Origin of the sequence: Pseudomonas sp. PSPC2-3, from assembly GCF_049898265.1 — a bacterium.
GTDB classification, from domain to species: Bacteria; Pseudomonadota; Gammaproteobacteria; order Pseudomonadales; family Pseudomonadaceae; genus Aquipseudomonas; species Aquipseudomonas veronii.
The window spans coordinates 24,080-40,398 of the sequence record NZ_JAFCXJ010000001.1; the positions used below are offsets into that span (position 1 = coordinate 24,080).

Annotated in this window: 14 protein-coding genes; 9 read left to right on the forward strand and 5 right to left on the reverse strand. The window is 61.8% G+C overall.

From position 1 onward, the window contains the following. Positions 1 to 207: 207 nt before the first annotated feature. Both ACP7E3_RS00130 and ACP7E3_RS00135 read right to left on the reverse strand, forming a co-directional pair. Complete coding sequence (locus ACP7E3_RS00130) at positions 208 to 837, reverse strand: response regulator (RefSeq protein WP_017847801.1); 630 nt, start codon at positions 835 to 837, stop codon at positions 208 to 210. Positions 838 to 855: 18 nt separating this feature from the next. Continuing rightward, complete coding sequence (locus ACP7E3_RS00135) at positions 856 to 2,850, reverse strand: sensor histidine kinase (RefSeq protein WP_126585102.1); 1,995 nt, start codon at positions 2,848 to 2,850, stop codon at positions 856 to 858. A gap of 77 nt (positions 2,851 to 2,927) precedes the next feature. Here ACP7E3_RS00135 and ACP7E3_RS00140 point away from each other — a divergent pair, with 77 nt between their 5' ends. Further along, complete coding sequence (locus ACP7E3_RS00140) at positions 2,928 to 3,902, forward strand: alpha/beta hydrolase family protein (protein ID WP_169881908.1); 975 nt, start codon at positions 2,928 to 2,930, stop codon at positions 3,900 to 3,902. 23 nt (positions 3,903 to 3,925) lie between these two features. Here the strand turns inward: ACP7E3_RS00140 and ACP7E3_RS00145 are convergent, their stop codons facing one another. From ACP7E3_RS00145 to ACP7E3_RS00155, 3 genes are read right to left on the reverse strand one after another with little or no spacing between them, the layout of a single operon-like run. Next, a complete protein-coding gene (locus ACP7E3_RS00145; protein WP_426122092.1) occupies positions 3,926 to 4,693 on the reverse strand; it encodes a TerB family tellurite resistance protein in 768 nt (255 codons plus the stop codon). A gap of 1 nt (position 4,694) precedes the next feature. After that, on the reverse strand, positions 4,695 to 5,369 hold the full coding sequence (gene murU, locus ACP7E3_RS00150; RefSeq protein WP_046381861.1) for an N-acetylmuramate alpha-1-phosphate uridylyltransferase MurU: 675 nt from the start codon (positions 5,367 to 5,369) through the stop codon (positions 4,695 to 4,697). Further along, positions 5,366 to 6,391, reverse strand: a complete 1,026-nt coding sequence (locus ACP7E3_RS00155; protein WP_126585105.1) for an aminoglycoside phosphotransferase family protein — start codon at positions 6,389 to 6,391, stop codon at positions 5,366 to 5,368. The genes murU and ACP7E3_RS00155 overlap by 4 nt, the downstream gene beginning before the upstream one ends. A gap of 130 nt (positions 6,392 to 6,521) precedes the next feature. On the opposite strand from ACP7E3_RS00155, the gene ACP7E3_RS00160 reads away from it, so the two are divergent. From ACP7E3_RS00160 to ACP7E3_RS00195, 8 genes are all read left to right on the forward strand, one after another. Then, positions 6,522 to 9,299 (forward strand): LPS-assembly protein LptD, encoded by a 2,778-nt coding sequence (locus ACP7E3_RS00160; protein WP_169881909.1) that lies wholly within the window; start codon positions 6,522 to 6,524, stop codon positions 9,297 to 9,299. Further along, positions 9,274 to 10,614, forward strand: coding sequence for a peptidylprolyl isomerase (locus ACP7E3_RS00165; RefSeq protein ID WP_026140134.1), 1,341 nt, complete (start codon positions 9,274 to 9,276; stop codon positions 10,612 to 10,614). The genes ACP7E3_RS00160 and ACP7E3_RS00165 overlap by 26 nt, the downstream gene beginning before the upstream one ends. Further along, on the forward strand, positions 10,611 to 11,600 hold the full coding sequence (pdxA, locus tag ACP7E3_RS00170; RefSeq protein ID WP_128192551.1) for a 4-hydroxythreonine-4-phosphate dehydrogenase PdxA: 990 nt from the start codon (positions 10,611 to 10,613) through the stop codon (positions 11,598 to 11,600). Before ACP7E3_RS00165 ends, pdxA begins: the two co-directional genes overlap by 4 nt. After that, the gene (gene rsmA, locus ACP7E3_RS00175; protein ID WP_017847810.1) at positions 11,597 to 12,409 is read left to right on the forward strand and encodes a 16S rRNA (adenine(1518)-N(6)/adenine(1519)-N(6))-dimethyltransferase RsmA; all 813 of its coding nucleotides are present in this window, start codon (positions 11,597 to 11,599) and stop codon (positions 12,407 to 12,409) included. The genes pdxA and rsmA overlap by 4 nt, the downstream gene beginning before the upstream one ends. Positions 12,410 to 12,516: 107 nt before the next feature. Beyond that, positions 12,517 to 12,897 carry a Co2+/Mg2+ efflux protein ApaG gene (gene apaG / locus ACP7E3_RS00180; RefSeq protein ID WP_017847811.1) on the forward strand — a complete coding sequence of 127 codons (381 nt, stop codon included), beginning with the start codon at positions 12,517 to 12,519 and terminating at the stop codon, positions 12,895 to 12,897. Beyond that, positions 12,897 to 13,748: a symmetrical bis(5'-nucleosyl)-tetraphosphatase gene (locus tag ACP7E3_RS00185; RefSeq protein WP_079444819.1), complete on the forward strand. Its 852-nt coding sequence runs from the start codon at positions 12,897 to 12,899 to the stop codon at positions 13,746 to 13,748. The genes apaG and ACP7E3_RS00185 overlap by 1 nt, the downstream gene beginning before the upstream one ends. A gap of 33 nt (positions 13,749 to 13,781) precedes the next feature. Beyond that, complete coding sequence (gene glpE / locus ACP7E3_RS00190; protein WP_046381857.1) at positions 13,782 to 14,111, forward strand: thiosulfate sulfurtransferase GlpE; 330 nt, start codon at positions 13,782 to 13,784, stop codon at positions 14,109 to 14,111. A gap of 285 nt (positions 14,112 to 14,396) precedes the next feature. Continuing rightward, positions 14,397 to 16,319, forward strand: coding sequence for a PrkA family serine protein kinase (locus tag ACP7E3_RS00195; RefSeq protein ID WP_017847814.1), 1,923 nt, complete (start codon positions 14,397 to 14,399; stop codon positions 16,317 to 16,319).

A 16,319-nucleotide genomic window follows, 5' to 3' on the forward strand; every position in this document is an offset into this window, starting at 1 on the left:
TGGACTGCTGTGGCACAAGCGTAGTCCAGGGGCGGGGCCCCGGAAATCGGGGGCCAGGAGAGAATCACATCAGCCGGATGGAAGGTTGGGGGTAGGGAACGCCCTACAGCGATGGCGGGGATAGAACAGCGCCGCTATGAGCGCCAGGCTGCAAGCGCCGAGAACGGGCAAATGGCGCCCTGAAGGAGGTCGCAAACAGGCATGTCGTCAGAGCAGCTTGTGCTCCATGGCGTACTTCACCAGTTCGGCCAGGGAGGTGATATTGAGCTTTTGCATCAGGCGTGCCTTATGGGTGCTGATGGTCTTGCTGCTCAACGCCAGTTGCTGGGCGATGTCGTTGACGTTGGCGCCCTGGGCCAGGCGTTCGAACACCGAGAACTCGCGTTCCGACAGCAGCGAATGCAAAGGTCGCGAATCGGTCAGGCCGACCTCGAAGACCATGCGATCGGCCAGGTCCGGGTCGATATAGCGCCCGCCAGCCGCGACCTTGCGAATCGCCATCAAGAGCAGGGCCGGGTCGCTGTCCTTGGTGGCATAACCGGCCGCGCCTACCTTCAAGGCCCGCGCGGCCATCTGCGCTTCATCGTGCATCGACAGCACCAGGATCGCCGGCGGATTGCTCAGCGCACGAATCCGCGCGATGGCTTCCAGGCCGTTGACGCCAGGCATCGAGATATCCAGCAACACCACCTCGCAAGGCACATGGCGCAAGGTCTCCAGCAACTGCTCGCCATTGCCCGCCTCGCCCACCACCAGCAAGTCTTTGGCCAGGCCGATCAATTGCTTGATGCCTTCACGCACGATGGTGTGGTCTTCGGCTACCAGTACACGGATCACAGGGGTTTCCTCTTATTGTTATGCATCCAATGGCACCGTCACACTCAGGGTGGTGCCCTCCCCCGGCTGGCTGTCCAGGTTCAACTGCCCGCCCATGATCAGCACGCGCTCACGCATGCCGACCAGGCCGAACGACACCGGGCGCCCCTTGGCCTCGATGAAACCGACGCCGTCGTCGCTGATGGTCAGCCGCAGTTGCTTGCCCTCCACCGCCAGGGTCAGCTCGACAGTATGCGCCTGGGCATGGCGCATCACATTGGTCAGCGCCTCCTGCAGGATACGGAACAGGCCAATGGCCTTGGCATCGCTCAAGGCCGGCAGGTTATCCGGGACTTGCACCAGGCAGGGAATCTGCGTGCGCGCTTCGAAGCGCCGCGCCTGCCACTCGATGGCCGAGGCGATCCCGGCGTCGAGAATCGGCGGGCGCAACGCCGTGGCCACGTCGCGCACCAATTGAAACAGTTGGGCGATCAGGCGTTTCATGCTGTTCAAGCGCTCGTTCAGGCCAGGGTCCAGTTGCGCATAGGCCAGCTCGCACATGGAGGTTTCCAGCTTGAGTACGGTGAGCATTTGCCCGAGTTCGTCGTGTACTTCGCGGGCGATGCGCGCCTTTTCTTCTTCACGCACGGTTTCCAGGTGCGCCGACAGTTCGCGCAACTGCGCTTCGCTTTGCAGCAACGCAGCCACATAACGGCGACGTTCGGTGACGTCATTGAGGTAGACCACCAGGTATTCGCCGTCGGCAAACCGCAGAAAGCTCAACGACACCTCGGCCGGCAGGATGCTGCCGTCTGCGCGCAGGCAGTCGGCGGCGAAATGCTGTGGGCCCTCTTCGCTGGCACGCGCGCGTTTCCACAGGTTCAGCCAACGGTCCATGCTCAGGCTCGGGTCGAAATCGGCCAGCGGACGCTCGATCAGCGCGCCGGGGCCATAACCGAGCATGGTTTCCGCCGCCAGGTTGGCGTAGCGCACATGGCTGTCCCAATTGACCCAGAGGATGCCGACGGTACTTTGATCGATGGAAAACTGCGTCAGGCGCAGCGCTTCGGCACCGGCGGCGCGCGCGGCGCTTTCTTCGCGAGCGGCGAGCAGGTTGTGTTCCAGCACTCGTTGCTGGCGACGCTGCCAGAACACCACCGCCAGGCTGGCGAGCAGCAGCAACCCCAGCAGCAGGCTGAGGTTTTGCCACAGGCCGGGAGACTCGGACAGACGCGGGTATTTGGGTTGCAGCCAGCGGTTGTGCAATTGGTCCAGATCGCGGGCGGGGATGGCGCGCAACGCGCTTTCCATGATGCCGGACAGTTCCGGCCAGTCGCGGCGGGTCGCCACACGCAGCAATTGCGGCAGGCCGATATCGCCGACCACCGCCAGCCCGGAGAACTCAGGCTCGCCCGACAAGCGGCTCAGTTGCGCCTCATCCACCACGGCGTAACGCGCCTGCTGACTGACCAGCAACTGCAAGGCCTGGCGCTCCATGGGCACGCCTTGCAGGTTGAGACCGGGATAGGTGCTGCGCAGGTAATCGGCCACGGCGCTGGGCATACGCACGGCGACGCGGGAATGTTCGTCGAGTTTTTCCAATTCCACCGCACCGCCGCCCTCACGCACACCGACGATACGCTGGGGCACGCGCATGTACGGGTCGGTGAACAACCACAGGCGCAAACCGGCCGGGGTTTGCTGCAGGCCGGGGGCGATGTCCACCTCGCCGTCGCGCAGGGCGGCTTCCAGTTGCTCCTGAGTGGGGAAATTGCGCCACGTCAGCTCGATGTTCAGGGCCTTGGCCAGCCATTGCATCAACTCGACATTGGCCCCCGACAAACGCTGCAGGCGCCGGTCGTATTGCGCATACGGCGCCTGCAAGACCAGTCCCACCCGCAACTCCGGGTGCTGCGCCAGCCATTCGCGTTGCGGCACAGAGAGCTGCGCTTGCGCAGCGACAGGCACGGGCGCAGCCCCCGCCATCAAGGCAAAGCACATACAGCCGATAACCAGCAGACAGCGAAAACCCATGATCCACGTCTCACATCACTGACAAATACTGACCAACCCATTAGGCTGCTGGAATCACTTCTGGCCGGGAATTAACGATGCCCTATCGAAACCGTTCGGCACTGCCAGCATTGTGCCTGTCACTCCTCTTTACCGCCGTCTTTTCTGCCCAGGCCGCCGACGCGCCTGCGCCGGTTGCGGAAAAACCGCTCGAACGCCAGCCCCTGCCGGAGCGGAGCCGGGAAGAAGCCAGCGCCCTCGAACGCCAGATCCCACGCGAAGAACAGCAACAGCTGCAGGCCGGCAGCGATTCATTCCTGGCCCTGTGGAAACCGGCCAACAGCGCCGAAGCCGAAGGCGTGGTGATTATCGTACCTGGCGCGGGTGAAAATGCTGACTGGCCGCAAGCAATTGCACCATTGCGGCGTAAATTGCCGGATGCCGGCTGGGGCACCCTCAGTCTGTCACTGCCGGACGTGAACCTGGACACCTTGCCACCACGGGTGATCGAAGCGCCCAACGCGGCCGTCGACACCAGCAGCAAAGACGGCAGCACCGCCGCCAAACCGATCGAGCAAGCCGCCAGCGCGGAAGCCGAAGGCACCGACCCGGCCGTGGTGCCGGGCGCGGACGAACAGGACAAGACCGATGCCAAGCGTATCTTCGAGCGCATCGATGCCGCCGTCGCTTTCGCCCAGACCCAAGGCGCCCGCAGCGTGGTGCTGCTTGGCCATGGCAGCGGCGCCTGGTGGGCCGCGCGGTACTTGAGCGAGAAACAACCGAGCCAGGTGCAGAAGCTGGTGATGGTGGCGGGCAAGGCCCCCGTGGGTCGCCAACCGGACCTGCAACAACTCGCCCCGGGCTTGAAAGTACCCACGGCGGATGTCTTCTACCAGGACGTCGCCCAGGACCGGAACACCGCACGGGAACGTGCCCAAGCCGCCAAACGCTTGAAGAATGGCGGCTACAAGCAAGTGTCGCTCAAGGCCGTGCCCGGCAACAGTTCGGCCGAGCAGGAGCAGTTGTATCGGCGGGTGCGCGGGTGGTTGAGCCCCGAGCCAAAAGACAGCTGAGCGCCCGCGCCCAAATGGGACGACTAGCGGAAATCCCGCCGCTCGCGAATCAACGTATAGGCGTTATGCAGTTCGCGGGTTCGCTCGGTGGCCTCACGCACTTGCGCGGGGCTGGCGCCGCTACCGGCGATCTTGTCTGGATGGTGGCGGCTGAGCAGGCGGCGGTAGGCGCGCTTGATCGCCGAGGGCTCGGTGGTGCTGGTCACCCCCAGAATCCGCAACGCCTCCTGATACGCGGCGCTACGGCTGGCCACCGGCTTGCGCTCCGGCGCGTAATCGGCGGCCAGCGCCTGAAGCTGTTGCGGCGTCCAGCCCAACCACTTGCCCCACAAGTTGATCAGGTCACGCTCGGCATCATCCGCGCGGCCATCCGCCCAGGCCATGCGCCAACAGGCGCGCAACACGCCTTCTGACGCATGGGGCTGGGACTTGAGGACGCGCAGGTAGGCGCGCACCCGGTCAGAGCCGGATTTACCGCGGTTGAACGCCGCAATCGCCCGACGCTGGGCCGGTTCGGTCATGTCCAGCGCGCGCATTTCCTGGCGTGCCTGCTGGATATGCCCGTCCGCCACGCGGCCATTGCTTTTGGCCAGGCGGCCCAGCAGCACAAACAACAGTTCGTCATTGCGCAACGCCGGGCGCCCGCCCAGGTGCTCACGCAACTGTGCCCAGCTGTGCAGTTGCAAGCGGCGATCCAGCGCCTGCCCGAGCAAGGCTCCCAACAAGGCCCCCGGAATACTGGCAATGGCAAAGCCAGCCCCGGCGCCGATCAGCGTCCCAGGCCACAACATCTTAGCGCCCCGCTGTCAGCAGGGTTTCGACTTGCGCCAGGCGCTCCAGCGTGCCGACATCGATCCAGCGTCCCGTCATGTGTTCTCCCGTTACTTGACCTTGCGCCATGGCCGCGCGCAACAGCGGCGCCAGCTTGAAGGCACCGGTGCTGCAACCCGCGAACAACTTGGGGTCGAGCACTGATATGCCACTGAAGGTCAGGTTATCGGCACCGGGCGCCGCATCATGAAGCACACCATGATCCAGGTGGAAATCCCCACCCGAGGGGTGATGCGCCGGGTTATCGACCATCACCAAGTGGGCCAGGCCCTGGAGCGGGCGCTGGAGTTGGGCGAAGTCGTAATCGGTCCAGATATCGCCATTGACCACCAGAAAGGGCTCATCCCCCAGCAACGGCAGCGCCTGGAAAATCCCGCCGCCGGTTTCCAACGGTTCGCCCTCGGGGGAGTAGCGGATGCGCAGGCCAAACTGCGCACCGTCGCCCAGGTAGTTTTCAATCTGCTGGCCGAGCCAGGCGTGGTTGATCACGACATCGGTGAACCCGGCCCTGGCCAGCGCCTCCAGGTGATACTCGATCAGGCGCTTGCCGCCCGCCTGCACCAGCGGCTTGGGCGTGTGCAAGGTGAGCGGGCGCATCCGCTCGCCTTTGCCGGCCGCCAGGATCATCGCCTTCATACGCTCGCCTCGGCGGGTTGGCGCAGGCTGGCCAGCAGCTCAGCCAGTTCGCCCAACTCCGGACGGTCCGCCAGTACCGCGTCTATATAGGCAAAGAAGCGCGGCACGTCGGCCAGGTAGCGTGGCTTGCCGTCGCGGTGGCAGATACGCGCGAAAATACCGATCACCTTGAGGTGACGCTGCACGCCCATCAGGTCGCTGGCGCGCAGGAAGTCATCGAAATCCGCCTGCACCGGGATGCCCAGAGCTGCGGCGCGCTGCCAATAACCACGCTGCCATTCGCGCACGCGGGCCTGGGGCCAACTGAGGAACGCGTCCTTGAACAGGCAGGTGATGTCGTAGGTCACCGGGCCGTAGACCGCGTCCTGGAAATCCAGCACGCCGGGGTTCGGTGCGCTGATCATCAGGTTGCGCGGCATGTAGTCGCGGTGTACCAGCACTTTCGGCTGGGCCAGGGCGCTGTCGATCAGGCGCTCGCTGACACGCTGCCAGAGCGCCTGCTGGTGCGCGTCGAATTCGATCCCCAGGTGGCGGCGCACGTACCATTCAGGGAAGAGCTCCAGCTCGCGGCGCAGTAAAGCGACGTCATAGCTGGGCAGCGGCGCGTCCATCGGCAACTGCTGGAAAGCCAGCAAGGCGTCGATGGCATCGGCGAACAATTGATCGGCATTTTGCTCGTCAATCACGTCCAGGTAGGTTTTTCTGCCCAGGTCGTTGAGCAAAAGAAAGCCGCGCGGCAAATCTTCTGCATAAATTTTTGGCACATTGATTGCCGATTTCGCCAGTAAATCGGCGATATCGACGAAAGGTTTGCAGTTTTCCTGGGGGGGGGGAGCGTCCATCACCACGAAAGTATGCGCCCCGCCTTCCCAGCGGAAGTAGCGCCTGAAACTCGCGTCGCTACTGGCCGCGGTCAATGTGGCCGGGGGTACGACGCCCCAATCCTGAGCGTTGAAGAGGATCGGCAACTGCTCATCCAGCCAGACTTTCAGCTGTTGTAAACGTAGATCTTGCTCGGGCATTACAAGGGTCTCCGACGGCGCTAGCCGTCAAGCGGGTCATGCTTTATTATCACGCATCTTTTTCAGACCATCGAGAGGCGTGCGGCCCACACCGCGGGCAGATGGCACGCAGGAAGCCCGGACTAATAAGATGGCATTGAAATCCCCCGCGTTTCGTAGAAAATTTCCGTTGCTGGTAACCGGCAGTCTGCTGGCCATGCAACCTTTCGCCACCTCATTCGTGGTCGCCGCGGAACAGTATGACTGCTCAGTCTCTGCTTCGGGTGCCTGGGATTGCGCGCCGAAAACCGCCGCCGCCCCATTGCCACCGCGCCCGGTGCACGACGGTGCAGCCGTCAGCTCGGCCAACGGCACGGCGCAAGCCAACGCTGAAGGCGGCACCGAGGCCGAGCCGAAGACCATGCTGGTCACCGAATCCAAGGGCCGTGGCCTGCGTTCGCGCAGCGCCGACTACAGCCACTTGGACTGGGTGCCTCGCGAGAAGCTGACCGCCGCCCAACTGGCGGAAACCGGTCCTTATTGCTCCGGCGCGTACATCGAGCCGATTCGTCCTGGCATGAACGACAAGACGAACCAGAGCGATGCGCCGACCTTCATCGGCGCCAAGGCCTCGCGTTACGAGCAGGAACAGCAGGTCGCGACCCTGGCCGGTGACGTCGTCATGCGCCAGGGCAGCATGCAGCTGGAGTCTGAAGAAGCCAGCCTGTACCAGGCCGAGAACCGTGGCGAGCTGAACGGCAACGTCCGCCTGCGCGACAACGGCGCCCTGATCGTCGGCGACCACGCCCAGGTCCAGCTCGATACCGGCGCGGCACAGATCGACAACGCCGAATACGTGATGCACAAGTCACGCATCCGCGGTAACGCGCTGTACGCCAAGCGCGCCGAAAACGCGATCATCCGTCTCAAGGACGGTACGTACACCACCTGCGAGCCAGACAGCAACGCCTGGCAGCTCAAGGGCAACAACATCACGTTGAACCCGGCCACCGGTTTCGGTACGGCCACCAACGCGACGTTGCGGATCAAGAACATCCCGATCCTGTATACCCCTTACATCTATTTCCCGATCGACAACCGTCGTCAATCCGGCTTCCTGCCGCCGAGCTTCAGCACCGGCAGCGAGACTGGCTTTACGCTGGTGACGCCGTACTACTTCAACCTGGCACCGAACTACGACGCCACGTTGTACCCGCAATACATGACCAAGCGCGGCTTGTTGATGGAAGGCGAATTCCGCTACCTCACCAAATCCAGCGAAGGCCAGTTCGGCGGCGCGTACCTGAACGACGACAGCAACGAACGCAGCAAGCAGACCGATTACGAAAAAACCCGTTATATGCTCAATTGGCAGCATAAGGGTGGGTTGGATTCGCGCCTGACGACTCAGGTGGATTACACCAAGATCAGTGATCCTTACTACTTCCAGGATTTGAAGTCGTATGAAGAGGGGGTTCAGAGTCGGGATTACCTGAATCAGCAAGGGTCTGTGACTTATCGAGGCGATTCTTACCAAGCGCGCGTGAACGTCCAGGCTTATCAGCTGGCAACGATCTCTCAGATCACGCCGTATGATCGCTTGCCGCAGATCACTTTCAATGGTGCGCTGCCGTACCATCCGGGTGGGTTGAACTTCACATACGAGACTGAAGCTGTTCGTTTTGAGCGTAGCCTGGAAAACGGCACGTTTACTGATGAGAATGGCCTTGTATCGCCTCGTCTGGACACCTACGTCACAGGCCTGACCCGTGCAAACGGTACGCGCTTGAACGCGGCTCCCGCCGTCGACTACCCGATGAACTGGACCTACGGCTTTATTACGCCGAAGTTGAAGTACGTCTATACCAAGTACGATCTCGACCTTGACGGTACGGGCAAGACGCAAATGGCTGCAGCCGGCCAGACGTTCAAGAGCTCGCAAGATCGCGCCGTGCCAATCGCCAGCGTCGACAGCGGCCTGTACTTCGACCGCAACACCAACTGGTTCGGCAAAGACTATCGCCAAACCCTCGAGCCGCGCGCGTTCTACCTTTATGTTCCGAATAAAGACCAGAGCGACATCCCGGTTTTCGACACCAGCGAATACTCGTTCAGCTACGCCTCGCTGTTCCGTGACAACCGCTTCAGCGGCACCGACCGGATCGGCGATGAGAACAAGCTGTCCCTGGGCCTCACCAGCCGCTGGATCGAAGAGAACGGCTTCGAACGCCAACGCGTCAGCGTCGGCCAGGCCCTGTACTTCAAGGACCGCGAAGTTCAACTACCAGGCGTCCTGGCAGCCGACCGCGCCGACGCCCAGAGCGACGTTTCGCCGATCGCGCTGGACTACGAGTTCCGCTTCAACCGCGACTGGCGCGCCACTGCCGATTACAACTGGGACACGGAAAGCCACGCCCCACGTTCCGGCAGCGCGATGTTCCACTACCAGCCGGAAGACAACCCGAACAAGATCGTCAACCTCGGTTATCGCTATCGCAACGACCAAGTGGTCTACAACCAGTTGACCGGCAAATGGCAGTTTGGTGGCGACTACGGCACGGAAGGCCAACCAAACTTCGTGAAGGATTACTACAAAATCCAACAACACGACTTCTCGATGATGTGGCCGATTGTTCCCCAGTGGAACATGATCACCCGCTGGCAGTACGACTACGCCCGCAACCGTACCCTGGAAGCCTTCGGTGGTTTCGAGTACGACAACTGCTGCTGGAAACTGCGCGTCATCAACCGTTACTGGGTTTCCAACGACGAATACAGCCAGATCGCCCCGCTTAACGAAAAGGGTGACCACGGGCTCTTCTTCCAGATCGTCCTCAAAGGACTCGGCGGCCTGACCGGCGCCAAGGTAGAGAGCTTCCTCGACAAAGGCATTCAAGGTTATCGTGAACGTGAAGATCAAGCTTTCTGATTGTCTGCGCCCGCTCGTGCTGGGCGCGCTGTTCCTGGGTACCGCATCGGCGCATGCCGCGGTTCAACAGCTGGATAAGGTCGTGGCCATCGTCGATAACGACGTGATCATGCAGAGCCAACTGGACCAACGGGTCAAGGAAGTTCAGCAAACCATCGCCAAGCGTGGCGGTGGTGTGCCGCCTACCAGCGTCCTGGACCAACAGGTGCTGGAGCGCCTGATCGTCGAAAACCTGCAATTGCAGATCGGCGATCGTTCCGGCATCCGTATTTCGGACGAAGAACTGAACCAGGCTGTTGGCACGATCGCGCAACGCAACAACATGAGCATCGATCAGTTCCGCGCCGCCCTGGCCCACGACGGCCTGTCCTATGAGGACGCGCGTGACCAGATCCGCCGCGAAATGATCATCAGCCGTGTGCGTCAGCGCCGTGTGGCCGAGCGGGTTCAGGTATCCGAGCAGGAAGTGAAGAACTTCCTCGCATCGGACCTGGGCAAGATGCAGCTCTCCGAAGAACTGCACCTGGCCAACATCCTGATCCCGACCCCGGACAGCGCCAACTCTGAGCAGCTCAATGCAGCCGCCGCCAAAACCCAGGCTATCTATGATCGCCTGAAGGCCGGTGCCGACTTCGCCCAGATGGCAATCGCCCAATCCGGCAGCGACAACGCACTGGAAGGCGGCGATATGGGCTGGCGTAAAGCCGCTCAATTGCCACCGCCGTTCGACCGTGAGCTGAGTGCCATGGAAGTGGGAGGCATTACCCAGCCAGCCCGCACCCCAGGCGGCTTCATCATCCTCAAGTTGCTGGAACGTCGCGGCGGCGAGACCTCGCTGAAAGACGAAGTCCACGTTCGTCACATCCTGGTTAAACCAAGCGAAATCCGCACCGAAGCGCAAACCAAGGAACTGGCCCAGAAGATCTATGACCGCATCGAAAGCGGCGAAGACTTTGCCACCCTGGCCAAAAGCTTCTCGGAAGACCCGGGTTCCGCCCTCAACGGTGGCGACCTCAACTGGATCGACCCGAAAGCATTGGTGCCAGAGTTCCAGGAAGTGATGGCCAAGACCCCGCAAGGCGTACTGTCCAAACCGTTCAAGACGCAATATGGCTGGCATGTACTGGAAGTCCTTGGCCGCCGCGCCACCGACAACACCAGCCAGGCCCGCGAACAGCAAGCCCTGACCGTCCTGCGCAACCGCAAGTACGATGAAGAGCTGCAAACCTGGCTGCGTCAGATCCGTGACGAAGCCTACGTAGAAAACAAACTGCCAGGCGCCGAGCAAACAGGCACCAACCAGGCAAACCAGTGAAACCCCAGCGTTTCGCGGTGACACCCGGCGAGCCGGCCGGCATTGGTCCAGACCTGTGCCTGCTGCTCGCCTCGCAGCCCCAGCCACACCCCCTGATCGCCATTACCAGCCGCGACCTGCTCCTTGAGCGGGCCGCGCAACTAGGCGTGGCCGTCAAGCTGCTGGACGTTGCGCCGGGTAACTGGCCCGACCTGCCGGCTCCTGCGGGCAGCCTGTATGTATGGGATACCCCGCTGCAGGCCAAGGTGGTCGCCGGGCAACTGGACAAGGCCAATGCGGGCTTTGTGCTGCAAACCCTGACCCGTGCCGGGCAAGGGTGTATCGACGGCGACTTCGCCGGCATGATCACCGCCCCCGTACACAAGGGTGTGATCAACGAATCCGGCATCGCCTTTTCCGGCCATACCGAATTCCTCGCCGAACTGACCCACACCCCCCAAGTCGTGATGATGCTGGCCACACATGGCCTGCGCGTCGCCCTGGTGACCACGCATTTGCCGTTGCGCGACGTGGCCGATGCCATCACCGTCGAACGCCTGGAGCGCGTCACGCGCATCCTGCATGCCGACCTGCAACAGAAATTCGGCATCGCCCAACCGCGCATCCTGGTCTGCGGGCTCAACCCCCACGCCGGTGAGGGCGGCCACCTGGGCCATGAAGAAATCGACATCATCGAACCCACCCTGGAGCGTCTGCGCCAAGACGGCATGGACCTGCGCGGCCCATTGCCCGCGGACACTCTGTTTACCCCCAAATATCTGGAGCACTGCGACGCAGTGCTGGCGATGTACCATGACCAGGGGCTGCCCGTGCTGAAATACAAAGGCTTCGGCGCCGCAGTCAACGTGACGCTGGGCCTGCCGATCATCCGCACTTCCGTCGACCATGGCACCGCCCTGGACCTGGCGGGCAGCGGCAAGATCGATACCGGCAGCCTGCGCGTGGCCCTGGAAACCGCCTATCAGATGGCCGAGACCCGTATATGACCGAGCATTACCAACACCGGGCGCGCAAGCGCTTCGGGCAAAACTTCCTGCACGACGCTGGCGTGATCGACCGCATCCTGCGCTCCATCCATGCCAAGCCCGAAGACCGTCTGCTGGAAATCGGCCCGGGCCAGGGCGCACTGACCCAAGGCCTGCTGGCCAGCGGCGCGCAACTGGATGTGGTTGAGCTCGATAAAGACCTGATCCCGATCCTCAATCAGCAGTTTGGCGGCAAGTCCAACTTCATCCTGCACCAGGGCGATGCGCTGAAGTTCGACTTCACCAGCCTCAATGCCGCGCCCAACAGCCTGCGGGTGGTGGGCAACCTGCCGTACAACATCTCCACGCCGCTGATCTTCCACCTGCTGAACAACGCAGGGATCATCCGCGACATGCACTTCATGCTGCAGAAAGAAGTGGTTGAGCGCTTGGCCGCCGGCCCTGGCGGCGGCGATTGGGGCCGCCTGTCGATCATGGTTCAGTACCACTGCCGCGTCGAACACCTGTTCAATGTTGGCCCGGGCGCGTTCAACCCGCCGCCGAAGGTCGATTCGGCCATCGTGCGCCTGGTGCCTCACGCCGTGCTGCCGCACCCGGCCAAGGATCACAAACTGTTGGAGCGCGTCGTGCGCGAAGCTTTCAACCAGCGCCGCAAGACCCTGCGCAATACGCTCAAAGCGCTGTTGAGCAACGCCGAGATCGAAGCCGCTGGCGTCGACGGCAGCCTGCGCCCGGAACAACTGGACCTGGCCGCATTCGTGCGCCTGGCCGACCAGCTTGCGATCCAGCCGCCGCCCGTCGCGGACTGAAGCCCGCCCTGCACCAGGCCCGACAGCATGTCTGGCCTAGTGCCCGCCTCTTGGCCTAGACTGATCCGCATCTGCTGTCCTCCGCTTTTGCTTTTAAGGCCTCTTGCATGTCCGATCCTCGCTACCAGATCGACGTCAGCGTCGTTACCCGCTTCCTGGCGGACCAATCGCAACCTGAACACAACCGTTTCGCCTTTGCCTACACCATCACGGTGAAAAACAACGGGCTGGTGCCGGCCAAGCTGCTGTCACGCCACTGGGTGATCACCGACGGTGACGGTCAAGTGGAGGAGGTGCGGGGTGCCGGCGTGGTCGGCCAGCAACCGCTGATCGATATCGGCGCCAGCCATACCTACAGCAGCGGCACGGTGATGACGTCCAAGGTCGGCACCATGCAAGGCTCGTATCAGATGAAGGCCACTGACGGCAAACTGTTCGACGCGATCATCAAGCCATTTCGCCTGGCCGTGCCCGGAGCCTTGCACTGATGGCAACCTATGCGGTCGGCGACCTGCAAGGCTGCCTGCAACCCCTCAAGTGCCTGCTCGAACGCGTGGCCTTCGACCCAGCGAACGATCGCCTGTGGCTGGTAGGCGACCTGGTCAATCGTGGCCCCGAGTCCCTGGAGACCCTGCGCTATCTATATGGCCTGCGCGATTCCCTGGTGTGCGTACTGGGCAACCACGACCTGCACCTGCTCGCGGCCGGCAGTAACATCGAGCGTCTGAAAAAGGCCGATACCCTGCGGGAAATCCTCGAGGCCCCGGATCGCACCGACTTGCTGGACTGGCTGCGCCGGCAAAAGATCATGCACTACGACGAACAGCGCGACATGGTGCTGGTCCATGCCGGCATTCCACCGCAGTGGACGCTGAAAAAAGCCCTCAAGTGCGCCGCCGAAGTCGAAAGCGCCCTGGCCGATGACAACCTGTACGTCGCCTATCTCGACGGCATGTACGGCAATGAACCGGTGAAATGGGACAACGACCTGACGGGCGTCGCCCGCCTGCGCGTGATCACCAACTATTTCACACGCATGCGCTTCTGCACCGCCGACGGCAAACTGGACCTCAAGAGCAAGGAAGGCGCCGACACCGCGCTGCCCGGCTACAAACCGTGGTTCGCCCACAAGGAACGCAAGACCCGCGACACGAAGATCATCTTCGGTCACTGGGCGGCCCTCGAAGGCAAATGCGATGAACCCGGCGTGTTCGCCCTCGACACCGGCTGCGTGTGGGGCGGCGCCATGACCCTGATGAACATCGACACCGGCGAGCGCCTGAGCTGCCAGTGCCCTTCCCCTCTTCCCGTGACCCCGTCGGTTGCCGCGAAGCGCTAGACGCCGCTTGCAGCCAAACCCAAGGAGCCCGCCATGAGCGAATTCAAACGTATCCCACCCGAACAAGCCCAGGCCCTGCGCGAACAAGGCGCGGTGGTGGTGGATATTCGTGATCCGCAGACCTACGCCCTGAACCACATCAAAGGCGCCCGGCACCTGGATAACCACAACATCGCCGATTTCATCCGCGCCGCCGACCTCGACGCGCCGGTGATCGTGGCCTGCTATCACGGCAATTCCAGCCAGAGCGCGGCCGCCTATCTGATCAGCCAGGGCTTCTCCGACGTCTACAGTCTGGACGGCGGCTTTGAGCTGTGGCGTACGACCTATCCTGCAGAAATTGCCTCCGGCGATTCGCAATAATTTTTTTCACACCCCGCCACCCCGCGTGACGCTTGGGCTTGCGCCGTTTCTGACGAACGGCGCACCCAAACTAATTGCGTATCCCTCCTTTACCTCGCGGATTCCGAACTATCCTTAAGCGCAGGCCATCCGAATCAGGGGAGAGCCGGTACACCGGCGTGCGGGTCATCGGTAGCGTTTCAGGGTGTTCTGGGGGGAAAACGGCCATTGGCGTTCGTCAATGACTGCCAGCATCGACTGATTGATCCGGCGTCGGCTCCACGTATCGAGCGAGGTGACGACGTCATGAGTATTTTTAGCCACTTCCAACAACGCTTCGAGTCCACGCAGCAGGAAGAACTCACACTGCAAGAGTATCTCGACCTGTGCAAGCGTGACCGCAGCACCTACGCGTCTGCCGCCGAGCGTTTGTTACTGGCGATTGGCGAGCCGCAGTTGGTGGACACCTCCAACAATTCGCGTCTGTCGCGAATCTTCTCGAACAAGGTGATCCGCCGCTATCCGGCCTTTGAAGACTTCCACGGCATGGAAGAATGCATCGACCAGATCGTCTCCTACTTCCGGCACGCCGCCCAAGGCCTGGAAGAAAAGAAACAAATCCTCTACCTGCTCGGCCCGGTTGGCGGCGGTAAATCGTCCCTGGCCGAAAAGCTCAAACAACTGATCGAGAAAGTACCCTTCTACGCCATCAAGGGTTCACCGGTCTTCGAGTCGCCCCTGGGCCTGTTCAACGCCACGGAAGATGGCGCGATCCTCGAAGAAGACTTCGGCATACCACGGCGCTATCTCAACACCATCATGTCGCCCTGGGCGACCAAGCGCCTGGCCGAGTTCGGCGGTGACATCAGCCAGTTCCGCGTGGTGAAACTCTACCCGTCGATCCTCAACCAGATCGGCGTGGCCAAGACCGAGCCGGGCGATGAGAACAACCAGGACATCTCGGCGTTGGTGGGCAAAGTCGATATCCGCAAACTGGAAGAATTCCCACAAAACGATGCCGACGCCTACAGCTACTCGGGCGCACTGTGCCGGGCCAACCAGGGCCTGATGGAATTCGTGGAGATGTTCAAGGCTCCGATCAAGGTCCTGCACCCACTGCTCACCGCCACCCAGGAAGGTAACTACAACAGTACCGAAGGCCTCGGCGCGATTCCGTTCACCGGGATCCTGCTGGCCCACTCCAACGAATCGGAATGGCACACCTTCCGCAACAACAAGAACAACGAAGCCTTCATCGACCGGATCTACATCGTCAAGGTGCCGTACTGCCTGCGGGTCAGCGATGAAATCAAGATCTACGACAAGCTGCTGTTCAACAGCTCCCTGGCCAAGGCCCATTGCGCGCCCGACACCTTGAAGATGCTCGCGCAATTCACCGTGCTATCGCGCCTCAAGGAGCCGGAGAACTCGAATATCTATTCGAAGATGCGCGTGTACGACGGCGAAAACCTCAAGGACACCGATCCGAAGGCCAAGTCGATCCAGGAATACCGCGACACCGCCGGCGTGGATGAGGGCATGAACGGCCTGTCGACGCGCTTCGCGTTCAAGATCCTGTCCAAGGTGTTTAACTTCGACCCTCACGAGATCGCCGCCAACCCGGTCCACTTGCTCTATGTGCTGGAGCAGCAGATCGAACAGGAACAATTCCAGGCCGAAACCCGCGAACGCTACCTGCGCTTCCTCAAGGAATACCTGGCGCCGCGCTATATCGAGTTTATCGGCAAGGAAATCCAGACTGCCTACCTGGAATCCTACAGCGAATACGGCCAGAACATCTTCGACCGCTACGTGCTGTATGCCGACTTCTGGATTCAGGACCAGGAATACCGCGATCCGGAAACCGGCGAAATCCTCAACCGCGTAGCCCTCAACGAGGAACTGGAAAAGATCGAAAAACCCGCCGGCATCAGCAATCCGAAGGATTTCCGCAACGAAATCGTCAACTTCGTGCTGCGCGCCCGCGCCAACAACAACGGCAAGAACCCCACTTGGCTCAGCTACGAGAAGCTGCGGGTGGTCATCGAGAAGAAAATGTTCTCCAACACCGAGGATCTGCTGCCGGTCATCAGCTTCAACGCCAAGGCCAGCAAGGAGGATCAGCAAAAACACAACGACTTCGTTACACGGATGGTCGAGCGTGGCTACACCGACAAACAGGTACGGTTGCTCTCCGAGTGGTATCTGCGGGTGCGCAAATCGCAGTAA

What these genes read in the sequence shown, in the direction of transcription:
- ACP7E3_RS00135 (WP_126585102.1), bottom strand. Translation starts at nt 2,850, where the DNA reads ATGGGTTTTCGCTGTCTGCTGGTTATCGGCTGTATGTGCTTTGCCTTG.
- ACP7E3_RS00140 (WP_169881908.1), top strand. Translation starts at nt 2,928, where the DNA reads ATGCCCTATCGAAACCGTTCGGCACTGCCAGCATTGTGCCTGTCACTC.
- ACP7E3_RS00145 (WP_426122092.1), bottom strand. Translation starts at nt 4,693, where the DNA reads ATGTTGTGGCCTGGGACGCTGATCGGCGCCGGGGCTGGCTTTGCCATT.
- murU (WP_046381861.1), bottom strand. Translation starts at nt 5,369, where the DNA reads ATGAAGGCGATGATCCTGGCGGCCGGCAAAGGCGAGCGGATGCGCCCG.
- ACP7E3_RS00155 (WP_126585105.1), bottom strand. Translation starts at nt 6,391, where the DNA reads ATGCCCGAGCAAGATCTACGTTTACAACAGCTGAAAGTCTGGCTGGAT.
- ACP7E3_RS00160 (WP_169881909.1), top strand. Translation starts at nt 6,522, where the DNA reads ATGGCATTGAAATCCCCCGCGTTTCGTAGAAAATTTCCGTTGCTGGTA.
- rsmA (WP_017847810.1), top strand. Translation starts at nt 11,597, where the DNA reads ATGACCGAGCATTACCAACACCGGGCGCGCAAGCGCTTCGGGCAAAAC.
- apaG (WP_017847811.1), top strand. Translation starts at nt 12,517, where the DNA reads ATGTCCGATCCTCGCTACCAGATCGACGTCAGCGTCGTTACCCGCTTC.
- ACP7E3_RS00185 (WP_079444819.1), top strand. Translation starts at nt 12,897, where the DNA reads ATGGCAACCTATGCGGTCGGCGACCTGCAAGGCTGCCTGCAACCCCTC.
- glpE (WP_046381857.1), top strand. Translation starts at nt 13,782, where the DNA reads ATGAGCGAATTCAAACGTATCCCACCCGAACAAGCCCAGGCCCTGCGC.
- ACP7E3_RS00195 (WP_017847814.1), top strand. Translation starts at nt 14,397, where the DNA reads ATGAGTATTTTTAGCCACTTCCAACAACGCTTCGAGTCCACGCAGCAG.